General features: G+C 36.1%; 19 protein-coding genes. 5 read left to right on the top strand and 14 right to left on the bottom strand.

Annotated elements, in window-relative coordinates; all coding sequences use genetic code 11:
• Nucleotides 1-154: 154 nt before the first annotated feature.
• The 3 genes from NP781_RS01155 to NP781_RS01145 form a co-directional block, all read right to left on the bottom strand.
• Complete coding sequence (locus tag NP781_RS01155) at nucleotides 155-1,057, bottom strand: chemotaxis protein (RefSeq protein ID WP_257521223.1); 903 nt, start codon at nucleotides 1,055-1,057, stop codon at nucleotides 155-157.
• Nucleotides 1,058-1,122: 65 nt separating this feature from the next.
• Entirely contained in the window at nucleotides 1,123-2,445 is a 1,323-nt protein-coding gene (locus NP781_RS01150) for an MFS transporter (RefSeq protein WP_221679574.1), read from the bottom strand.
• Between the two features lie 204 nt (nucleotides 2,446-2,649).
• Nucleotides 2,650-2,970: a winged helix-turn-helix transcriptional regulator gene (locus NP781_RS01145; protein ID WP_257521222.1), complete on the bottom strand. Its 321-nt coding sequence runs from the start codon at nucleotides 2,968-2,970 to the stop codon at nucleotides 2,650-2,652.
• A 155-nt stretch (nucleotides 2,971-3,125) separates the two neighbouring features.
• Here NP781_RS01145 and NP781_RS01140 point away from each other — a divergent pair, with 155 nt between their 5' ends.
• The gene (locus NP781_RS01140; protein WP_221679571.1) at nucleotides 3,126-3,518 is read left to right on the top strand and encodes a DoxX family protein; all 393 of its coding nucleotides are present in this window, start codon (nucleotides 3,126-3,128) and stop codon (nucleotides 3,516-3,518) included.
• 67 nt (nucleotides 3,519-3,585) lie between these two features.
• Here the strand turns inward: NP781_RS01140 and NP781_RS01135 are convergent, their stop codons facing one another.
• The 3 genes from NP781_RS01135 to NP781_RS01125 all read right to left on the bottom strand — a co-directional run bounded on the left by NP781_RS01135 (nucleotide 3,586) and on the right by NP781_RS01125 (nucleotide 5,215).
• Nucleotides 3,586-4,452 carry an NAD(P)-dependent oxidoreductase gene (locus NP781_RS01135; protein WP_257521221.1) on the bottom strand — a complete coding sequence of 289 codons (867 nt, stop codon included), beginning with the start codon at nucleotides 4,450-4,452 and terminating at the stop codon, nucleotides 3,586-3,588.
• Nucleotides 4,453-4,757: 305 nt separating this feature from the next.
• On the bottom strand, nucleotides 4,758-4,934 hold the full coding sequence (locus tag NP781_RS01130) for an aspartyl-phosphate phosphatase Spo0E family protein (RefSeq protein ID WP_004224595.1): 177 nt from the start codon (nucleotides 4,932-4,934) through the stop codon (nucleotides 4,758-4,760).
• Between the two features lie 92 nt (nucleotides 4,935-5,026).
• Nucleotides 5,027-5,215: a hypothetical protein gene (locus tag NP781_RS01125; RefSeq protein ID WP_257521220.1), complete on the bottom strand. Its 189-nt coding sequence runs from the start codon at nucleotides 5,213-5,215 to the stop codon at nucleotides 5,027-5,029.
• A 123-nt stretch (nucleotides 5,216-5,338) separates the two neighbouring features.
• Here NP781_RS01125 and NP781_RS01120 point away from each other — a divergent pair, with 123 nt between their 5' ends.
• From NP781_RS01120 to NP781_RS01110, 3 genes are all read left to right on the top strand, one after another.
• Nucleotides 5,339-5,527 carry a YkvS family protein gene (locus NP781_RS01120; protein WP_004224583.1) on the top strand — a complete coding sequence of 63 codons (189 nt, stop codon included), beginning with the start codon at nucleotides 5,339-5,341 and terminating at the stop codon, nucleotides 5,525-5,527.
• Nucleotides 5,528-5,606: 79 nt separating this feature from the next.
• Nucleotides 5,607-6,224 (top strand): CPBP family intramembrane glutamic endopeptidase, encoded by a 618-nt coding sequence (locus NP781_RS01115; RefSeq protein ID WP_221679565.1) that lies wholly within the window; start codon nucleotides 5,607-5,609, stop codon nucleotides 6,222-6,224.
• 61 nt (nucleotides 6,225-6,285) lie between these two features.
• On the top strand, nucleotides 6,286-6,978 hold the full coding sequence (locus tag NP781_RS01110) for a DUF8580 domain-containing lipoprotein (protein ID WP_048391996.1): 693 nt from the start codon (nucleotides 6,286-6,288) through the stop codon (nucleotides 6,976-6,978).
• A gap of 84 nt (nucleotides 6,979-7,062) precedes the next feature.
• On the opposite strand, the gene NP781_RS01105 is transcribed toward NP781_RS01110, so the two are convergent.
• Together NP781_RS01105 and NP781_RS01100 are read right to left on the bottom strand one after the other, a co-directional pair.
• Complete coding sequence (locus NP781_RS01105) at nucleotides 7,063-7,509, bottom strand: MarR family winged helix-turn-helix transcriptional regulator (protein WP_004224579.1); 447 nt, start codon at nucleotides 7,507-7,509, stop codon at nucleotides 7,063-7,065.
• Nucleotides 7,510-7,631: 122 nt separating this feature from the next.
• Complete coding sequence (locus tag NP781_RS01100) at nucleotides 7,632-8,999, bottom strand: ATP-binding protein (protein WP_255600428.1); 1,368 nt, start codon at nucleotides 8,997-8,999, stop codon at nucleotides 7,632-7,634.
• 311 nt (nucleotides 9,000-9,310) lie between these two features.
• Between NP781_RS01100 and NP781_RS01095 the strand changes: the two genes are divergently transcribed.
• Nucleotides 9,311-11,050 carry a B12-binding domain-containing radical SAM protein gene (locus tag NP781_RS01095; RefSeq protein ID WP_221679562.1) on the top strand — a complete coding sequence of 580 codons (1,740 nt, stop codon included), beginning with the start codon at nucleotides 9,311-9,313 and terminating at the stop codon, nucleotides 11,048-11,050.
• Nucleotides 11,051-11,391: 341 nt separating this feature from the next.
• Here NP781_RS01095 and NP781_RS01090 read toward each other — a convergent pair whose 3' ends face one another.
• From NP781_RS01090 to NP781_RS01065, 6 genes are all read right to left on the bottom strand, one after another.
• Complete coding sequence (locus NP781_RS01090; protein ID WP_257521219.1) at nucleotides 11,392-12,747, bottom strand: TrkH family potassium uptake protein; 1,356 nt, start codon at nucleotides 12,745-12,747, stop codon at nucleotides 11,392-11,394.
• A 111-nt stretch (nucleotides 12,748-12,858) separates the two neighbouring features.
• The gene (locus tag NP781_RS01085; RefSeq protein WP_004224572.1) at nucleotides 12,859-13,611 is read right to left on the bottom strand and encodes a TerC family protein; all 753 of its coding nucleotides are present in this window, start codon (nucleotides 13,609-13,611) and stop codon (nucleotides 12,859-12,861) included.
• Nucleotides 13,612-13,935: 324 nt separating this feature from the next.
• Nucleotides 13,936-15,021: an SDR family oxidoreductase gene (locus NP781_RS01080; RefSeq protein ID WP_221679558.1), complete on the bottom strand. Its 1,086-nt coding sequence runs from the start codon at nucleotides 15,019-15,021 to the stop codon at nucleotides 13,936-13,938.
• A gap of 19 nt (nucleotides 15,022-15,040) precedes the next feature.
• Nucleotides 15,041-18,094, bottom strand: coding sequence for an efflux RND transporter permease subunit (locus tag NP781_RS01075; protein WP_257521218.1), 3,054 nt, complete (start codon nucleotides 18,092-18,094; stop codon nucleotides 15,041-15,043).
• A gap of 195 nt (nucleotides 18,095-18,289) precedes the next feature.
• Nucleotides 18,290-19,867 carry a peptide chain release factor 3 gene (locus tag NP781_RS01070; RefSeq protein WP_004224564.1) on the bottom strand — a complete coding sequence of 526 codons (1,578 nt, stop codon included), beginning with the start codon at nucleotides 19,865-19,867 and terminating at the stop codon, nucleotides 18,290-18,292.
• 135 nt (nucleotides 19,868-20,002) lie between these two features.
• Nucleotides 20,003-21,469, bottom strand: coding sequence for a UDP-N-acetylmuramoyl-L-alanyl-D-glutamate--2,6-diaminopimelate ligase (locus NP781_RS01065; protein WP_257521217.1), 1,467 nt, complete (start codon nucleotides 21,467-21,469; stop codon nucleotides 20,003-20,005).
• Nucleotides 21,470-21,664 lie beyond the last annotated feature (195 nt).

The raw sequence follows: 21,664 nt of genomic DNA, 5'->3' as shown, positions 1-21,664 counted from the left end.
CTTCAAGCATCTACCATTTATTTTGTTCATAATATTAGGACATATACAAAAAAATCGGACCCTCTTAATTAAGGCATCCGACTTTACTTTCATTTATTTATACTTGCAGGATACCCATTATTAAAATTGAGAAGTATCATGTAAGCCATGGTGATTACAGAATAAGTTGGTCAACACGTAAAATGAGCTCTGCAATCTCTGGCTTACTTATTTGATCCTCAGCCCCTACTTGATCACCTTTATGACGAAGGTCGTCTGTAATTAGACTTGAAAAAATGATAACAGGAAGCTTTTGAAGATCGGGATGCTCTTTGATTTTTCGTGTCAAATGATGGCCGTCCATTTGTGGCATTTCAATATCCGTTACCACCAATTGAATATGCTCCGCTATGTCACTGCCACTCTTCGCAATTCCCTCTAAGTATTCATAAGCATCGCGGCCATTTTCAAAGAATTCAACATTGTCATAACCAGCTTCATTCATTGTATCGAACAGTAATTTACGTAATAACGGTGAATCTTCTGCAATTAAAATTCTCTTTCCAGATCGCTCACGTTTACCGAGTTTTTTCACAGATTCCACACTAATTCCTGACGCAGGATTGATATCCACCATAATTCTTTCGAAATCTAGTAATAGAATCATTTGCTCATTCTGTTTAATCACACCGATTACTTGTGATGTACCTCCCTGATACATATCTGAAGGCTTTTCGATTTGATTCCAAGAAATTCGATGAATTTGTGTTACATTATCTACATGGAAAACGACACGTTGTTTATTAAATTCTGCTACAATATATTTTTGTTGTGGATTACGCTCAACACCTTGAATCCCTAATACTCGTAGCATATCTACAACAGGTAATACCTCACCACGTAATTGAATGATTCCTTCTACATGCGGGTGCGCGTGTGGGATAAACGTTACTGGGATCGGTTGAATAATTTCTTTTACTTTAATAACATTGATGCCGAATTTATTGTTTGCTACTTCAAATTCAACAATCTCTAGCTCATTTGTTCCACTTTCTAATAATATTCCTTTATGTTCCAATGCAACCCCGCTCCTTTCTCTACATCTGTTTATAATTCAATTGTATCATAGGCAATACATTTCTCCTACTTGCTATTTCCATTTTTATCATTAACTTTTAGATGTACCAATAGACCAACGACCGTCATAACGATCAACGTTGATAATGCTACACGACTAGCAATAGTACCATAATCCTTCATCCACAATGTAACAGTTCCATATATGGCTGGACCAATAATGGAGGATACTTTACCTGAAAAAGCAAACAACCCAAAAAATTGTCCACGTTTTTCGTTCGGTGATAATTCAATAATATATGTCCGAGATGTCACCCACATTGAGCCAAGTGATATACCAAATAGACTACCAGCAAGCCAGAACATCCATTGTGCTGAAGCAAAAACAGCGAATATTAAAGCAACAATCATAATAAGTGCAACAATTGTAATGGCACGTTTAGCTCCTATTGATTTCGTAATATACCCAAACGCAAGTGACCCAATGATTGTTGAGACAGTAGAGACCAAATAAAGAACGATAAATTGTCCAGAACTAAAGCCAACAATTGTTGTCGCATAAACAGCCATCATAGCAATCGTTGTAGCAATGGCATCATTTAGAAAGAAATAAGCAACCATAAAGGTAAAGATTGCTTTATATTGCTTCATATCTTTAAATGTTTGAATGATTTCTTTATAACCATCTAAAAACTTTAAGGACTTTCGTTGTGACTTTGGGATCGGCGTATCTTTATTAATTAAGAATAATGGCAATGAAAAGAGTAGATACAGAATGGCTGTTGGAATAAACGCTCGATGAAAATCGCTGTTACCAACATACAAGTAAACAAGTAATCCAAAAAGTGTACCAAGATATCCGATTGCAACACCATACCCTGAAATGAGCGGCATCTCTTCTTTTGTTCCTAGATCACCCATCATAGAATCGTAAAATACTAAACTTGAATTAAAGAAAAATTTTGCTATGACAAAACTTGCAACTACCAAAAATAAACTAAGAGGCACACCAGAGTAATTGACAGTGGTTTGTACATTCGCAAATATTCCCATCATAAACGTAAACAGAATAGATATGGATGCAAACCATACAATAAATCTCTTTTTATAACCTGTGTTATCAATCCACACACCGAAAAGGGGTGAAAAGATAACGAGCAACAAGCTTGCAATGGCATTTGCATAAGATATAAAGGTGCTCGCAACTTGTTGCATGACTTCATTTGTTCCTAAAACCTCATCCATGTAAAAGGGAAAAAATATTGTATTTATATTTGAAGAAAAAATTGTATTCGCAAAATCATAAAATGCCCATGAAAGTATCGGTAATGATAAATAAATGGCTAATTGACTTCGATGTTGTACGTCTATAGCTGTACTCTTCTCCATAATACCCTCCTCTCCATTCTCTATAATAAACAATTAATTTCTCTCTGAAATAAAAAATACCTTTTTTTAAAGAAAATTAATATTATTTACAATATAACAGTAAATTCACTGAAAAATAACTGCCAAATGGTCGATAATTGAACGCTTATTTTCTGTGTGAATCCCAAAAAAGGTATTCAAGCCCCTCGCTTGAATACCTTTTTATCATTCTATATCTATGGTTACCCATTCAGAGGACCAATGCTCGATCGCTTTTAGCACAGGTGCAATAGCATAACCCTTTTCCGTCAATTCATACTCAATGACAACTGGCGTTGAGGGAATTACTGTACGTAGCACTATTTGCTCAGTCTCTAACTCCTTTAAACGTTCTGTTAATACACGGCTACTAATATTCAGCTGATTTTTAATGATCGAATACCTTTGCGGACCATCTAGTAGCTGATAAATAAGTAGCGTATTCCAACGATGATTTAATATCATGAGTGCTTTTTCAAATCGTGGACAAATATTTTTTTGATCCAAATGACTTCCCCCCTTTTAGATTAGTTCCTATTTAACAGTATATCACTTTTTAAAAAAACCTGTTCTAAAAATACACTAAGTTACTTGACAAAAGTTGTTTTTAAAAATAAACCAAGTTACGAATTGTAAGCAAAAAGAAAAGGAGTTACTTTATTATGCAAAATATTGGTTCAACAATTTTACGTATCGTTCTAGGCGTTATTTTTGCAGTGCATGGTTTTCAAAAATTTCAAGGCGGTATTAGCTATACAGCTGACTTCTTTGATAGTCTAGGTATACCAGGATTTATGGCGTATATTGTGGCAATTATTGAGTTAGTTGGTGGAATTGCCATTATTTTAGGTTTAGCAACAAGAATATTTGGTGCTTTATTAACGATTACAATGATTGTGGCGATCTTTACAGCAAAGCTTAGCATCGGCTTTATCGGGGCAGATGGATTGGCTGGTTATGAATTAGATTTAGCATTAGGTGCAATAGCTCTTTACTTTGCTCTCGCAGGGGCATCCAGCTTCTCACTGGATTCTCAACTTTTCGGGAAAGAGTAAAACAAAAAAACCTGAAGGTCTCCCATTCAGGAGCCTTCAGGTTTCCTATTCATAATCGCATCGCGAATTATTTATAATACTTCAAGAGTGCTTGTGTACCATTATCACCATAGCCTGCTGCGATTAATTTCTCATACATTTCATAGGCTAATGCAAGTCCTGGTAATGTGATGCCCATTTTGTTTGACTCATCTAAAGCTATTTTCATATCCTTTACAAAATGTTTAATATAAAAGCCTGGTGCAAAATCTTCTTTTATCATACGTGGGGCTAAATTGCTTAAAGACCATGAACCTGCTGCGCCTGAAGAGATCGATTGTAATACGGTAGGTAAATCTAATCCTGCCTTTAGTCCATAAGCTAATGATTCACACACGCCAATCATACCAGAGGCAATGACAATCTGATTGCACATTTTTGCATGCTGTCCAGCTCCTGCTTCACCTTGATAAATTATATTACCTCCAAACTGCTTCATAATTGGCAATACCTTGTCGTATGTGATTTGATCACCACCAATCATGATCGACAAAGTGCCATTTTGTGCACCAATATCCCCTCCTGAAACAGGGGCGTCTAAAGCCTCTACTCCGATGGATTGAGCATGCATATAAATTTTCTTTGCTAAAGATGGCTCTGATGTCGTCATATCAATAACAATGTTGCCTTGTTCTGCTGTTTGGAAGAGGCCATTTTCCCCAAAATATACTTCCTCTACATCTGAAGGATAACCAACCATTGTAAAAGCAATTTCATGGTTTCTAAATGCTTCAGCAGGCGAGCTTGCCCATGATGCCCCTAAAGCAACAAGAGGTTCTGCTTTTTCTTGCGTGCGAGTATAGACAGTAACTTCATGACCATTTTTTAATAAATGCTTAATAATACTAGCACCCATTACTCCAGTTCCAATAAATGCAATACGTTTCTTTGTCATATGTACAATGCTCCTTTGTTCTAGAATGTCTGCACTCTCCATGAGAGTTCAACTCTATATCTTTTCAGTTTAGGTGAATGAATGGGATATTTCAAACTCTTCCCACAACTTGTACTAAAATTTATAGGTAGGGCATATATACCGAATAAGCAAAAAAAAAAGAGAGCAAGTGATTGGGGGATCACTGCTCTAAAGGGGGAAATGAGAATGTTGCTGTGTTCATAGTAAGTTATTCCCCATTGAAATGCATTTTAAACATATATGTTAAAATGTTTTTTTACGCTGAATACTGGAACAATCTTTTGTTAGTCTTCTTGGTCTTTTTCTTCTTCAAATGCCATCTGTCTATAATAAGTATTCATTAACTGATCTAATCTGCGACTCAGTTGAATGGTTTTTGCATTTTGTAACCCGTTTTCTACACCTGAGCGAATCATCATCTCACGAGTTTGTTCCATTTGTTTCAAGAGTAGATTGACCATTCATACAACCCTCCACACACAAATAATCATACCATTATTATACATTTATATTTCATTTCTTACAGCATTAACTTACGACAATGTTCGACAAATTAACTTCTTGGTGTTTCAGTATAAGTATAGATAATTCGCCCATTTTGCTTGGCCTCACCTCTAAAATGTTTAAATAATGGGTTTTTTACAAGTATTTCTCTAAATTCGTAAAATTCTTCCTTTTGGATTTCAATACTTTCTCTTTCCCCATTTTGTAATTGTTTAAGCATATTTTCGTATTTTTCCATGAACTTTATTCCTCTCTTTTCCTCATTTGTGTAATAAATTATGAATTATTTAAAAAAAGCTTTACGTTTACCAATTTTTCATGCAAACTGTATATTATTAGTCGATGAAGGAGCTGACTGTCTGTGAAAATAGCTGAAGTTGGAAATATTATCGAGTTTAAAAATGGTCTCCAAGGTATTGTAGAAAAGGTAAATGAAAATTCGGTGATCGTTAATTTAACATATATGGAGAATTTTGATTCCCTTGAAATTGAAGAAAAAACGGTCGTCAATCATAAACGATATAAAATCTTATATACTAATGAAGCTTAATAGTCTGAATAGTCCCTATTTGTCTTAATAGATGATAAGGGACTATTTTTTTGATAAGATTAAGGTATGGAGGTCGAATATGCTAACAAATTCGAAACAAACAATACTATTTCTCCTTTCTTTATTATTCGTTTATGGCATGCTTGCTTTTACCTTTGCTAACCAAGCTGTATTTTGGTACATGTATGCATTCACTCTACTAGTATGTATTGCCATTGCCATCTTAGCTGGCTCCATTGAAGATCAATTACCTACATGGCAATTTTTACTCTTTGGTATTGGATACGGTACCATCACATATGGTATTATTCGCTTTGGTTACTGGCTCGCTCCATATATTAATAATAATCTAGTACAATCCGTTCAAAAATTTTTAGCAAGCTACGGACCACAAAATATCTGGCACTATGTTTTACTCGTATTTATCGTCGCTATAGGTGAAGAATTATTTTGGCGTGGTTATATCCAACAACAGTTAAAACGTTTTATGCGCCCACCGCTGGCTGTCTTAGTTACCGCAGTATTATGTGCTGTATCAATTGCCCTTAGCGGATTTATGCTTGGTGTCATTGCTGCATTGGTAACAAGCATTATTTGGGGCTTCTTATATGAATGGCGTAAAAGTATGCCACTTGTTATTGTAGCTCATGTCGTTTTTGTACTATTATTATTTTTAGTGTTACCTTTAACATCATAACATTAATATTTGGAAACATTTTATCTTTACTAACGTTTAATTTAGAAAAGGAGGGTTTTTTATGCAAAAAAAATTAGTTTCTATTCTTGCATTATTACTAACAGCCGTATTAGTTGTAGGTTGTAATACATCTGATAAAACAGGGGATTCAGATGCTCAGCAAAATGAGCCATCAAATACTGCTGCCGATCAAAAACCATCTGGAGATGATACAGCAGGTGAATCAAATGAGGAAGAAGAAGATACACCTGCATCAAATGATACAAATACAGAGGATGCTTCTAAACAGCCTCAACAAGATGTAAAATACGTCCAAAATGGTGTAGATAAAACAGAAAAGGCAACTGAATCTGCAAGTGTTGATCAAAGCTATAAACTACAACAACTTCCTGGGTTTACACTGACACAAGAAGAGCCTGGTAAAGACATGTTAGTGTCAAATGATGATGACGAAGTGTTTATGCGTATTGAAACAATTGAAGCTTCACAATCGAGCTTTGAAGAAGTAAAAACAACTATGCAAGATTATATGAACGCAGTGGGTGAAACAGTCGCTCTAACTGCTGAGGAATTAGCAGCATTCAAAGATGTTCAAAATATCGAGGGTTATGTTGTGGACTTCGACACTGAGAAAGTAATTGGGGTTGTCCTTGAGAAAGATGGTCTCATTACAAAATTAACTATTCATGATAATGATGAACAAGATTTAACAGATGCTATGCTTAATATGGCAGCAACTATATCTAAAAAATAATAAAATGCTAAGGACGATAGACATAGTCTATCGTCCTTCTATTTGATAACAAAAAAGTTGTCTCAAATCAATGAGACAACTTTTTTAATAAGATAGGTCCTTTATAGAAAGACCAATTTTCTTCAATAACGTAATAGCTTGTTCTTTTTCTTCTGGGGATAGTACACTCATTAATTCATGCAAATGCTGTTCGTGTTTTGGGAACAGCTCTCCCATAAAAGCTTCACCTTCAGGGGTGATTTCTGCATACGTAACACGACGATCAGCAGGACAAGATACTCGTAATAAGTAACCTCTCTTCTCCAGCTTATCAATGACATACGTAATAGACCCACTGGCTAACAAAATTTTATTGCCAATTTGCTGTAATGGCTGTCTTCCTTTATGATAGAGAAGTTCTAGAACAGCAAATTCAGTTGGGTTTAAACCATTATCCTGAAATAATTGATGTGTTGTTTCATTAATTGCTTTTAGTGCACGTGATAATACAATATATAATTTTAAAGATTGTTTTAGATCTTCTGACGGCATATTCTTTTCCTCTCACTTCGCTCTTTATACATGACATTATAGCGACATTAGAAAAGCATTGTCAAAAGCAATATATGATTTAGAAGTTTTTGTTGTTTATTATGCAACCATTTTTACTTTCTTTATGTTACTAAATAAGCAGAATCTTTTGTAGATACTTCCATTGTATCCATCTGATTAAACGTGTAAATTGGAAACTGCAGATGGAAGCATGTCCCCTTCTGTAGTTCACTACTAACGCCAATTACTCCTTCATGTTCTTCAATCACCTTTTTCACGAAAGCAAGGCCCAGTCCTGTCCCTGTTGATTTTGTCGTGTAAAAAGGCTGGAATAGGTTTTGAAGTGTCGTGCTGTCCATGCCAACACCTTCATCTTTTATCATAAGTTCGACAATCGCACAGTCATTTGTTGCCATTTCGACGGTAATCGTACCACCATTGTTCATGGATTCCATTGCATTTTTAATTAAATTCATCAGCACTTGCTTTAGTCGATTCTCGTTGCCGCCAATATAGACTTGATTAGAGGTTGAAATATACTGAATCATAATATTTTTCATGAGTGCATCTGGTAGCATAAACTCAATGACTTGCTTTACAATATGATCCAGTTCTAATAATTCCACTTTCATCGTTGTTGGCTTAGACAACACTAATAATTCGGATAAAATTTGTTCCATCCGTTGAAGCTCACTGTCAATAACAGAGAGATACATGCGTGATTCATCATCAGCATTTAATTTTAGTAATTCTGTAAAACCCTTTAAAGAAGTTAATGGGTTACGAATTTCATGAGCAATGCTCGCTGCCATCTGTCCCACAACGTTTAATGCCTGCTGATGCTCAACTTTATGCTGAAGTTGCTTTTTCTCTGTTTCATCATTAATAACAGTGACAATAATATTATTGTATTCATCAAAAATACTTGAAATTTCATAATAGCAAGTTCTGCTAACTTGTGTTTCATCGACTACATGAATGCTTGCATGTTTTTCACCCATTAACTTAGAAAGGTAGGTTGTAATTTGCCCTTTTTTCAATGTAAATGAATCAAATATATGCTGATGCGCTTTATGAAGAAGTTGTGAGTTTTCAACTTTCAGAAACATTTCGGCATATTTATTTAGCCCAAGAATAATACCACTAGCGTCACTAACAATAACAGCATAAGGTAAGTAATCGTAGGCATTAAATGATTGCGCTCTCTCATGTGCTTGGCTAACATATAACTTATGGGCAACATCATCATTTAATGTTGAAATTTGCGCAACAATTTCCTCTGTGTTGGGATCGTAAAAACATTTGAAAGATAACATTTCGTAGTCATTTCCAACTGTGCGAATATTGAAAATTTCCTCTGAACGTAAATCATTTTGTAACTGTTTGACGAACTTAGTCCATTTAAAATTAGATGGCTCGTCCATAGCTAAATAGCCAATATAGGTTAAATTAAGATTGAAAAGATTGATAGCAGCCTCATTGACGTTCAAAATTTTCCCTGCTTTATTGAGTATAAGTGTTGGTGACGAAGTACTTTTCATAAGATTTCCAAAACATTGATTAATATCATTTTGCTTCAACTTTCTCACCGAACCTTTCAAAAGAGTAAAAAACCTCTAAAATCGAATTTTGAGCCTTTACTATACTTTATGACAGCACGATTCTATTATTACAAAATTTAGTAAATTTAAGTATTTTAAATTATTTCACGAACCGTTCACAAAATAAATAGGTAAAAAGAATTATATTGTATGTCAGATACTTGACTGATACAATAGGATGTTGAAAGGAAGATTATTGCATGAATACTATTTTAACTACTTTGAATGCAAAGTATATTCACACAAATTTAGCATTGCGCTATTTAAAAGGCGCAGCTTTACCGGAGTTTAATCCAATTATAGCAGAGTATACTATTAAAGACCCTGCTTTTAATATTGTATCAGATTTATTCCAAAAAAAACCTGATATCGTTGGATTTAGTTGCTATATCTGGAATATCGAAGAAACCATTCACGTTATCAAAATGTTAAAAACTGTCTGTCCAAATGTTAAAATTCTGCTCGGAGGACCTGAGGTTTCTTATGATTGTCACCATTGGTTACGTCGAATACCTGAGGTAGACTTCATTGTGATGGGCGAAGGAGAAACTTCATTTAAGCAATTACTGCGCTACTTCCACGGTGAAATATTGTTAGAAGATGTTCCTGGTATTTGTTATTTAGAGGACGAAAAAGTCAAGATTCACGCTATGCCACCTAAAATTGATTTGCGCGAATTACCAAGTCCTTTTCGTTTTGAGGAGGATCTACCCTATCTAGGTAAGCGAATTCAATATATTGAAACAAGCCGAGGTTGCCCATTTAGCTGCCAATTTTGTTTATCTTCTATTGAAGTTGGCGTCCGATACTTTAACCGTGAAAAAATAAAAGAGGATATTCGTTTCTTAATGGATAACGGAGCTCGAACAATTAAATTTGTGGATCGCACCTTCAACATCAGTCGTAGCTATGCAATGGAAATGTTCCAATTTTTAATTGATGAACACAAACCAGGTGTTGTATTCCAATTTGAAATCACGGCTGATATAATGCGCCCTGAAGTTATTCAATTCTTAAATGATAATGCACCAAAAGGTTTGTTCCGATTCGAAATAGGTGTTCAATCTACGAACGATTTAACAAATACTCTTGTAAAACGTCGTCAAAACTTTGAAAAACTAAAGCGAACAGTAACTATGGTAAAAGATGGCGGAAAAATAGATCAACATTTAGATTTAATTGCTGGTTTACCAGAGGAAGATTACGCTAGTTTTCGTCAAACCTTTAATGACGTTTTTGCAATGCGGCCAGAGGAATTACAGCTTGGATTTTTGAAACTTTTACGCGGCACAGGACTTCGATTAGAAGCCGAAAAGTTTGGCTATACCTATGTGGATCAATCTCCTTACGAAATCTTTTCAAATAATGTTCTAACATTTGATGATATCGTTCGCATTAAACATGCAGAGGATGTTCTTGAAAAGTATTGGAATGATCACCGCATGGATCATACGATTGAATACTTGGTTACAGAGGTCTTTGATACACCATTTGATTTCTTCCAAAACTTCGGAACATATTGGGAAACAAAAGGTTGGTCTCGTATTGGCCATCAGCTAGAGGATTTATTCCGTCGTTTATTAATGTTTTTAGAAACGGTTGATGATGTGAATTTAAACATTGTCCAGAGTTTAATGCAGCTTGATTACTTAATGGCTCAGCAGTTCCAACCACGGAAGCTGTGGTGGAATGAGCGTCCTACAGAAGAGCAACAAAAAGCCCTTTATCACGCTTTACGAGAAGATCCAGCTATCGCAGGTGAGGAATTTGCTAACTTTAAGTTAACTGAAAAAGAGTTGTTTAAGCATACCTTGATTATCCCTCATGCTCTTGACTACCAAGAGTTTGCAAATGGCAAAATTGTACAAAAAAATGGCTATCTGTTAACCTATTTCCGACATGGTCAAGCACCTTACTTTGCAACAATCTACTCTAACTAATAAGAAACGCTAGTCCTGTGATAACTATCAGGACTAGCTTTTTTTATTACTTAAACGATTCTTAAATCCCCATAGTAACAATAAATACTGCTAAATTTATTCTTTCTTCGCTACATTGTTCGGTTAGTTAAGTACTCATAGCCTGCCTTACCAATATAGGTCAAATTCCTCAAACAAAGTTTGGTGAAACTTTGTAAAAAATACCCAAAAAACATTCTATCCAATCAGGAAATAAAAGTTTAAATTTTTTGAATATTTTATGACAAGATAATAATTTCTTACTTTTATATGAGGTATACGATGGAATATTCCTTACTTAATGCCCCACATACTTTAAAAATTTAACCAATAATTACTCGCTCCTTCGGATAATGGAAGCCTGATTTCTTTCCTCTTCCGCCACCCCCAAGAGTATAAAGGAATGAGATTAATCCAACTCGACCAATAAACATTAAAATAATGATAATGATTTTACCAACCACTGATAAATCAGAGGTTATGCCTAACGACATACCACATGTTCCGAACGCTGAGGTAATTTCAAAAATAATTTGAATAAGAGATGCATTTGGCTCTGTTATAAGCAAGATAAGGGTTGCAACTAATACCATGAAAAAGGCTAATAATATTACAACAAATGATCGGAAGACATCAATCAAATGAATTTCTCGTCCAAATACTTGAATATCCTCTCTTCCTCTAGCAAAGGTAATTAAGAATAAAATGGCCAAGGCAAAAGTTGTGGTACGAATACCTCCACCAACTGAGCTCGGGGAAGAGCCAATGAACATTAGGAAGCTCATGAAAATATCTGTAGCTTCACTAAAAGTCGTGACATCGTAAGTAGTCAGTCCAGCTGATCTCGTTGATACAGAATGGAACATTGCTGAAAATAATGCCTCATGCCAAGACATTTCCTTAAAAGAATGAAATGATTCAAGGAGTAAAATGACAAGCGCACCAACTATAAATAAAATGGCGTATGTTGAAGTAGTAATTTTAGTAAATAAACTAAAACGGAAATTCTCGCGTCGATTAAGCAAAAAAGTCTTCAATTCAATTAATACTGGAAATCCGATAGCACCTAATACAATCAGTACCATGGTAACCATCTGTACAAAATAATCATCATGGAATGGGAGTAAGCTCATTCCCGTTATATCGAATCCTCCATTTGTCGTAGCAGAAATAGAGGCAAAAATTCCATGTAAAAAGGCTTCTTCTAAGGTATCAAAATAATTGGTAAAATGTAGCGTTAAAATAATGGTACCCGTTAATTCAATGCCAAATAAAATTTTTAAAATTTCGCGGATTAACTTAACTACACCAGAGACACTGTACTGGTTATGATCAATCATGATTAACTGACGCTCACGCATGCCTATTTTTTTCCCAACAAGCAGCCACACAAAGGTACCAAGTGACATAATACCAATGGCACCTAACTGTAAAATAACAAGAATCATTACAAGCCCAAAGGTAGTATAGGTTTCCGAAATATTAATTGTTGTTAGCCCAGTAACACTTACTGCACTTACTGCTGTAAACAAGCTATCTAAAAAAGAGACTTTTACACCTTCTTGATGAACGCCTGGAAGCCGTAATAACAGGAAGGAAATCGCTATCGCTATAAAATAATAAGAAACAAGTACCTGAAATGGTGTGACTAGTTTATTTGATGATTTTTTCCAAGGCACTTTAACAACTCCTCCCACATATGATGTCCAACTAGATAGATTATAGTATAGAAAAAATATATAAAAAAAGAAAGAGGAATAGTGATAACTATTCCTCCAACGTTCATATACTTATTTTTTCTTTCTTACACCGACTAAATAGCCGACAAAAGCAATACCAACTAGGACAATCCAGAATGTTAACTCCCATGCCGTGGAATGTGGAAATTCTTTAGGCAATATCCCCACCTTCTCATGTGCCAATGTTAAGACAACTAGCTTCACACCTACCCAGCCAACGATTAGAAATGCCGCTGTTTCAAGTGAAGGGTAATCATTTAATATTTTTACAAACCATTGGGCAGCAAACCGCATCATAATGACACCAATAAATCCGCCAAGGAGCATTACAATGAACTGACCGCCATTGATACCACCAATATCAAATTCACCTAAGTGTGGCAAAGTTACAGCAATTGCAACGGCTGCTAGCATCGAATCAATAGCAAATGCTATATCGGCCGCCTCTACCTTTAGTACTGTTAACCAGAAACCAGAACCTTTTTTTCCAGCATTTTCAGTTGCTTCTTCTTCATCTTTATGTTTCCGTAAATCATATATATTTTTCGCAGACATAAACAATAGATAAGCTGCACCGACCGCTTGGATTTGCCAATAATTTACTAAAACTGTAATAACAAATAATGCGGAAAATCGGAATATCAATGCTCCAAATAGTCCATAAAATAACGCCTTTTTTTGCTGCTCTTGTGGTAAATGCTTCACCATAACAGCCATTACTACCGCGTTATCAGCTGCAAGTAATCCTTCTAATACAACAAGGACAATTAACACCCAGCCATATTGTAATAAAATCGCTTCCATTCTAGTGCCTCCTCTAAGCTCTCTATACCCTCAATGACCCTGTCATCCAAGTATAAAAGAAAAAAACCCCTGCCCTAATTCAGGCAAAGGTCTCGCTAAGTAAATTCGTACCCTTTCTATTTATGGTACTTCAATCTACACGTTATACGTATAGAGCCATTCACTATCACACCCGATGGTTGTACCATGTATTGACGAATGTGAAACCAGGTAAAGTTAATTGCCTGTTAGCTACTCCCCTTTGACAAATTGTCGAAGGTATCTTCTTTCAAATATTATAGCACTATCATTTACAGCTGACAAAAATATCTATATGTTTTTTCGTTACTTAATCTGAATTTGATAGCTCTTCTCTTCCTTATGTGCTAAATAAAACTCAATCATTTTTGGCATCGTCTGTATAAAATCAGGGCATGTAATACCCCCTTTTTGTAAGATATGATGTGCTTCAGTCGTATCAAATGAGGCATTCCATGTTAAATAATCTAATGTTTCTTGTTCAACACCTAATTTTTTTCGAATAAATGGAATTTGCAACGATAGCTTAGCCAATATAAATGGTAAACGTCCTTTTGGATAAGAATTTGTAACTAGTTTCACCATTGTACGGTATACCTCCTGTACAGGGTGAGGATTAGGATCAGTTAAATGAAGTGTCTTCCCTTCTGCACTCTGTTCATTAACCAGAAAAGTAGAAGCATTTATAATATAATCAACTGGCACTACATTAATCGTCGATGTAGTTTGACCAATATACGGAATAAAAGGTAAACCCTTTAAACGTTCAACTAAGTTTAAAAAGAAATAAGGACCATCAAATTTAATGGTTTCACCAGTTTGGGAATGACCTCGAACAATTCCAGGTCTAATTATTGTCAACGGTATTTCCGATTTTAAATCTTCTACTCGGTGCTCAGCCTCATATTTTGTTTCCTCATAGTGGTTTTTAAATGCCCTTGGTCGAATTAATTCATTTTCACGCAGTACGCCCTCACGTGTACCAGCCACATAGGCAGTGCTGAAATACATATAGCGCTGTAAATTAGGTAAGGTGCGAACAAAATCATTAACCATAGTTGTACCATGAACATTTACCTTCCAAGCAATGTCACGTGGTACAGCTAAATCATAGATAGCAGCTAGATGCCAAAGCATTTCAATTTGCGGTACGATTTCTTTGGTGGTTTGATTTTCTAATCCAAGGTTTGGTAGTGTAATATCGCCTTCCACAATTCGAATCGAACAGTCAGGAAAATCCTCTAATATTTTGTTTTTTTCTTTATGTGCCTTTATGGTTTCACCTGCCAATACGATTGCAATTACTTGTTGTGCTTGTTTCTTTTGAAATAATGCTCGGATTAGTTGACTTGAAATGAAACCAGGAAAACCTGTAAAAAAATGAACCTTCATCTCCCATTCCCCCTTGAACCTAATGCATCTTTCTTGTTTCTTTATCCATTAAACTGTAAATGATCGGTACAATATACAGCGTCAGTAAAGTTGAGGTCACAAGCCCTCCGATAACAGCAATCCCCATTGGCTGATTCATCTCGGTCCCTTCTCCAATGCCCAGTGCGAGTGGTAATAGCCCTAAAATAGTTGTTAAGGCTGTCATTAAAATTGGACGTAGCCGATCTTGGGTAGCAAGTAAAATTGCCTCATAAGCTGGCATGCCTATTGCTTTTTGCTGATTAATATAATCAACCAGCACAATACCGTTATTTACGACTATTCCTACTAGCACTAAGATACCGATAACTGAGGTTACACCAATTAAAGTATTTGTTAGGAACATAGCTATCGCAACACCAATAATCATTAATGGGACGGTAAACATGATCACAAATGGATATTTAAATGACTCAAATTGAGCTGCCATCACAATATATACAAGCACGATTGCTAGCATCACAGCTAGTAACATATCATCGATTGCACTATCATAGAGCTCTCTGTCCCCACTGAACACAACTTGAGTAGTAGATGGTAAATTAACTTGTTCTAAGGCTTTATCTACTTTTGCTGAGATTCCTCCCAGCGATTCCTTTGTTTCATAATCTACAAAAAAGGCAACTGCTGCTGCTTGATCAGAACGACGAATGGATACCGGCCCCTCTTGCATAGAAACAGTAGCCACTTCCTCTAATTTTACAAATAATCCTGCTGGCGAACGTAGCTGCATGGCTTTTAAAGCATCTATACTCGTATTAAATGACTGCCCAAAGCCTGTATAAACGGGTAATACTGCGCTGTCATCAGTAGTTAATTGGGACGTTAATTGACCTTTTGTCATTTGATTTACAGTTTGAGCGATTTGTGCTGGAGCAAGACCATAGTCTTTTGCTTTTTCACGATTAACCTCAATTTGAATCTCTTGAACAGTAATATCTAAATCCGTAGAGACATTTGTCACTTGCTGAATCGCTAGTAGTTCTTGCTTCACTTTCTTAACAGTTTGCTGTAGCCTCTTTTCATCAGAGTCTGTTAAACGGAATGTTAAGGTGTGTGGTGACGAACCTGTAGCTGTCGATACATTAAAAGTAATTTCAGCTTGCTCTCCAAGCTCTTCCTGTATATCTTGTTCTAGTTCTTCCACAAATTCGAAAATGGAGCGTTGCCTTTCTGCTAATGGGACAAGTTTTACATACATCTCAGCTTGATTGGCGTTAGTTTGTCCACGTGCTTGGGATTGTTGTGTACCGCCAATTAAACTAACATACACATCTACATCCTTTTCCTGTTTTAAACGTTCCTCAATTTGCTTAACAATCTTTTCCGTTTCTGATACAGCGACACCGTTTTCGAGATTGACACTTATAGAGGTGAACCCCTCATCTGTAGGCGGTAAAAATTCAGTACCTATTCTAGTCAGTCCAAACAAAGAAAGACTAAAGCAAACAACTGTAAAAAGTATTATAAGCATTCGATGCTTTAGTACCCATACAATAGACGCCTTGTAATGCCTATAAAATCGGGACTTACTGCGTTGTACATAAAAATTACTGTTTTTCATTTTTAAAAGTCGACTTGCTAGCATCGGAACGACTGTAAGCGCTACTACTAAAGAGGCAATTAAGCTGAACGAGATTGTTAAGGCAAACTCTTTAAAAATTTGACCAATCAATCCTTCGATGAACATAACAGGGATGAATACTGCTATTGTGGTTAAAGTGGAAGCTGTAATGGCAAGGGCTATTTCCTTTGTGCCTTCCTTTGCTGCAGTAATCGGGTCCTTTTCTAGTCCTAGATGTCTTTCTATATTCTCAATAACGACTATGGCATTATCCACAAGCATACCAATCCCAAGTGCCAGAGCACCTAATGTCATAATATTGAGGGAAAAATTCGCAAAAAACATCAAAACAAATGTGACAATAACGGAATAAGGAATCGCAATACCAATGATGATCGGACTCTTTACGCTACGTAAAAAAACAAATAGGATGAACATCGCAAATAATCCACCTAAGAGTAAGGAAGATCCAATATTACTAATTGCTAAATCCACATAATTTCCTTGATCAACTAAAATATCTGCTGTGATTCCTTTATACTGTTCTTTCTTTAGTAATGCCTCTAAGGATTTTTGGAAATTTTTAGAAACCTCCGCTGTATTTGCACCAGATTCCTGTAATACAGACATAAGAACTGCTGGATGCTCATTTGCACGTGTTGTGGTAATAGATTGTTGTTCTGTCCTCTCAACGGTTGCAAGATCACCAATGGTTAATGATTTGCCTGTTAAAGGGTCCACCGAAACAATTAAGTCGGCAATGCTTTCCGGAGAAGATAATGTGCTAACTATACGTGTTGTTAGCAATTTTCCATCATCTGTTGAAACAGGCTCACCAGGAAGAGACACATTATTCGCTTGAACTATTTGCATCACATCTGTCTGTGTCAAGCCTTTTTCAACTAGCTTTGCTTCATCCAATGTTATTTGGATTTCTTCAATCAATTTGCCAGAAACATTCACACTGGCTACACCCTCTGTCCGTAATAGCTCTTTCTCTAAGTGCTCTGCTAATACACGTACATCTACTTGATTATTTTCTGCACGCAAAGATAGCTGAATAATGGGAAATTGAGAAGGATCAAATTTTAGGAAACTCGGCTTGCCAGCATCATTAGGCAATGGGGTCATATCAATTCGCTGTAAAATATCAAGTTGTACAACATCCATATTTGCGGACCAGTTGAACTCAAGCACAATTAAATTGGAGCCTTCCTGTGAGGTTGACTGGATTTTTTTGATACCAGGTAAGGTAGCAAGTGTAGCCTCTAATGGCTTCGTTATCTTTTCATTTACCTCTGTCGGGCTTGCCCCAGGATAAGAGGTGACAACCACTCCAATAGGAGGATTTAACTCTGGAATTAACGTAATTGGTATTTTTAATAAAGATACACCGCCTAGTATGATGACTAAAAGCATAGTAACAATCGTAAAGACAGGTCTTTTAATGGAAAAATGACTAATATTCATCTAAACAAACTCCTTTTCTACCTCTTCCTTTCTATCATAGCCGAAAAGGAGATTATTTTATAATTAAGCTCCCGTTATTGAGATACTACCTCTAAGGAAATTTATATTTCCTAATAATGTATATATTCTACAAACAGTGTCATTTTTCCTTGCAAAAAAACACGAATCGCAAAATTGTCGATTCGTGTTTTATGATTATAGAAGGCTATAAAGTTGAATGTTTTCGTTTTTATCTGCAAACCAACGCATAGCGAACTCATTTTCAAATAGAAAAACAAGATTGTCAAAACGGTCTTTTACAAGCATTGATCGACCTGATGACATTGATTCTTTGACATCCTCTTCATTTTCAATCCAGCGCGCGATTTTCGAACCAATAGGCTCCATTTTTACTTCCACATTGTATTCATTTTTCATACGATGTTCAAATACTTCAAATTGTAGTTGACCAACTGCTCCAAGTATAACTTCCTCTGTATGCAGCGTTTTATAGTATTGAATAGCACCCTCTTGCACTAATTGTAAAATCCCTTTATGGAATTGCTTTGATTTCATAACGTTCTTCGCCGTTACGCGGACGAATAATTCTGGTGTAAACTGTGGTAATTTTTCAAATTGGAATGTTTTCTTGCCACCTACAACAGTGTCGCCAATTTGGTATGTTCCTGTATCGTACAAACCAATAATATCGCCAGCAACTGCTTCATCTACTGTCTCACGATCGTCTGCAAGGAACTGTGTAGATTGTGTGACTTTAAATGACTTTCCTGTACGAGATAACGTCATATTCATCCCACGTTCAAATTTACCAGAAACAATACGTACAAAGGCAATACGATCACGGTGTGCTGGATTCATATTGGCCTGAATTTTGAAAATAAAACCTGAAAACTCATCATGCTCCACAGGATCAATAAACTGTTCATCTTCAGTAATTCTTGGCTGCGGCGTCGGTGCGAATTGTAGATAAGTTTCAAGGAAAGTTTGAACACCAAAGTTCGTTAATGCTGAACCAAAGAATACAGGTGTTAATTCCCCACGACGTATTTTTTCCTCAGAATAGGCATTCCCCGCTTCATCTAAAAGTAAAATATCGTCCATTGCTTGTGAATAATAAGAAGTCACCTTCATTGGATGCTCTACAGCAAGCTCCCCATTGTCGTCTATTGGTAAGAAACGCTCCGCTTCATCTGTACGGAATTGCTCAATGCGTTTATTGTAACGATCATAAATACCAAGGAACTCTTTACCCATACCGATTGGCCAGTTCATAGGATATGCATTGATACCTAATACCTCTTCAAGCTCTTCAATCAATTCAAGCGGCTCTTTCCCTTGACGGTCTAACTTATTAATAAATGTAAAAATAGGAATACCACGCATCTTACAAACCTTAAATAGCTTTAAAGTCTGTGCCTCGATCCCTTTCGCAGCATCCACTACCATGACAGCACTATCTACAGCCATCAATGTACGATATGTGTCTTCTGAGAAATCTTGGTGACCAGGGGTATCCAAAATATTCACACGAGAACCATTATAATCGAATTGCATGACAGATGAAGTAACCGAAATCCCACGTTGTTTTTCGATCTCCATCCAGTCCGATGTTGCATATTTACCTGTTTTTTTCCCTTTTACTGTACCTGCATCACGAATGGCACCACCAAAAAGTAAAAGCTTTTCTGTAATCGTCGTTTTCCCAGCATCAGGGTGACTGATAATGGCAAAAGTACGACGCGATAGTATATCTTTTTCTAAATTTGAATTCATCTCGTCATTCTCCTTTTTTCATACTTAATAATAATAAAAGAAGACTTGCCTTTCGTACAACCTTTTTACATGAAATCTCAAAAAAGAAAACCCTTTAGTTACAACTAAAAGGGTTTCCTAAGAGTTTAGCTTTCATCACACGAATTTTAATCGGCCTGCTTCTATCGCAATTTCTGCATCACTATGTGGAAATTTGGTATTTTCGATAATTTGGTAATCCTCATGACCTTTACCAGCAAAAATAATCATGTCACCTGGCTCAGCAATTTCAATCGCATGGCGCACTGCCTCTGCACGATCTCCAATACAAGCATAATTATCATGAAGCATTCCTTTAGCAAGATCGCCTGTAATACTATCATAGTCTTCATAGCGAGGATCATCTGTCGTTAAAATGACATATTCCGCAGCAGACGCTTTCTCAGCCATGGCAGGACGCTTCGATTTATCACGATTGCCACCTGTTCCAACTAAGAAAATCAGCTTGCCTTTTTTATAAGGTTGCGCTGCTTCAATCGCCTTTTCAATTGCATCTGGAGTATGGGCATAATCAATAAAAATTTGCACAGGTAGATCTGAACATACTTTCTCCATACGACCCTTGACTGGCGGTAGTTGCTCAATTTGTTCAATAATGGACTCCATTGAATAGCCCCTACCATAAAATGCAATCATGGCTGCCAATACATTATAAATATTAAATTCCCCAAGCAAATTCATTTTTACACGATAAATTCCTTCAGGCATTTCCACGTCAAATGATGTCATATAGTCGTGATACTCACAGTTAATGGCGCGGAAATCAGCATTTTCATTTTTTAAACCATATGTCCACACTGGAAATGGTGTCATTGCAGCATATCTCTCTGACCAAGCATCGTCAGCATTCAACACAACAAATTTATTTTTTTCTAAATCTTGTCCAAGTTGGGAAAATAATAAGCCTTTTGCATGGCCATATTCCTCCATCGTACCATGGAAATCAAGATGATCGTGCGTTAGATTCGTAAAAATAGCGATATCATAATCAACACCTGCTAAACGTCCAAGTGCTAACCCATGTGATGAAACCTCCATTGTCATTAATCGACAGCCTTCCATTTTTGCACGGAAAATCATTTGTTGTGTCGATAACGCATCACTCGTTGTATTAGCTGATTCATATAAAATTCCATTTAAATTAAAGCCAATTGTACCGGATAAAGCCGATTTCTCGCCCATACCATGCATTATATTTTGAATAATTCCTGTTACAGATGTTTTACCATTCGTTCCTGTTACACCAATCATCGTTATGTCCTTAGAAGGATAATCAAAGAACTTTGCAGCTAGTAAACCTACTGCACGATCTGTATCTTTCACAATCACTTGTGCAATCTTCTCTCCTAGCGGTAATTCTCGTTCCGTCACAACAATTGTTGCGCCACCATCTACAGCCTTTTGCGCATAATCATGCCCATCTACTGTATAACCTTTGATACAAACAAACATGCTATTTGGTTGCACACTTCTTGAATCTATTACGATATCGCTAACCTGATCTGGCAGCACGCCAATTATTTTTTTCAAAGGTAATGCGCTTAACAATTCCTCTGCATACATTTCATAGTCCTCCAATCAATCTCTACACTCATGTCATCATTCTTAATAATTGACAAAAAACGACAATGTGAAATCCCCCACGTTCTATTGAACTTATTTTACTACTTATTTCATGATAAATAAAATGCCTCTCTTGTGTTTTTTCAACGAAAACGCTTTCATTTGAAGAAAAAATCATGTTTTCTTCAAATTTTC

The sequence above is a fragment of the Lysinibacillus sp. FN11 genome (genome assembly GCF_024628845.1).
In the GTDB taxonomy this organism is placed as follows: Bacteria; Bacillota; Bacilli; order Bacillales_A; family Planococcaceae; genus Lysinibacillus; species Lysinibacillus capsici.
The sequence above is the reverse complement of the archived record's forward strand: the minus strand, read 5'-3'. Positions and strand labels throughout refer to the sequence as shown.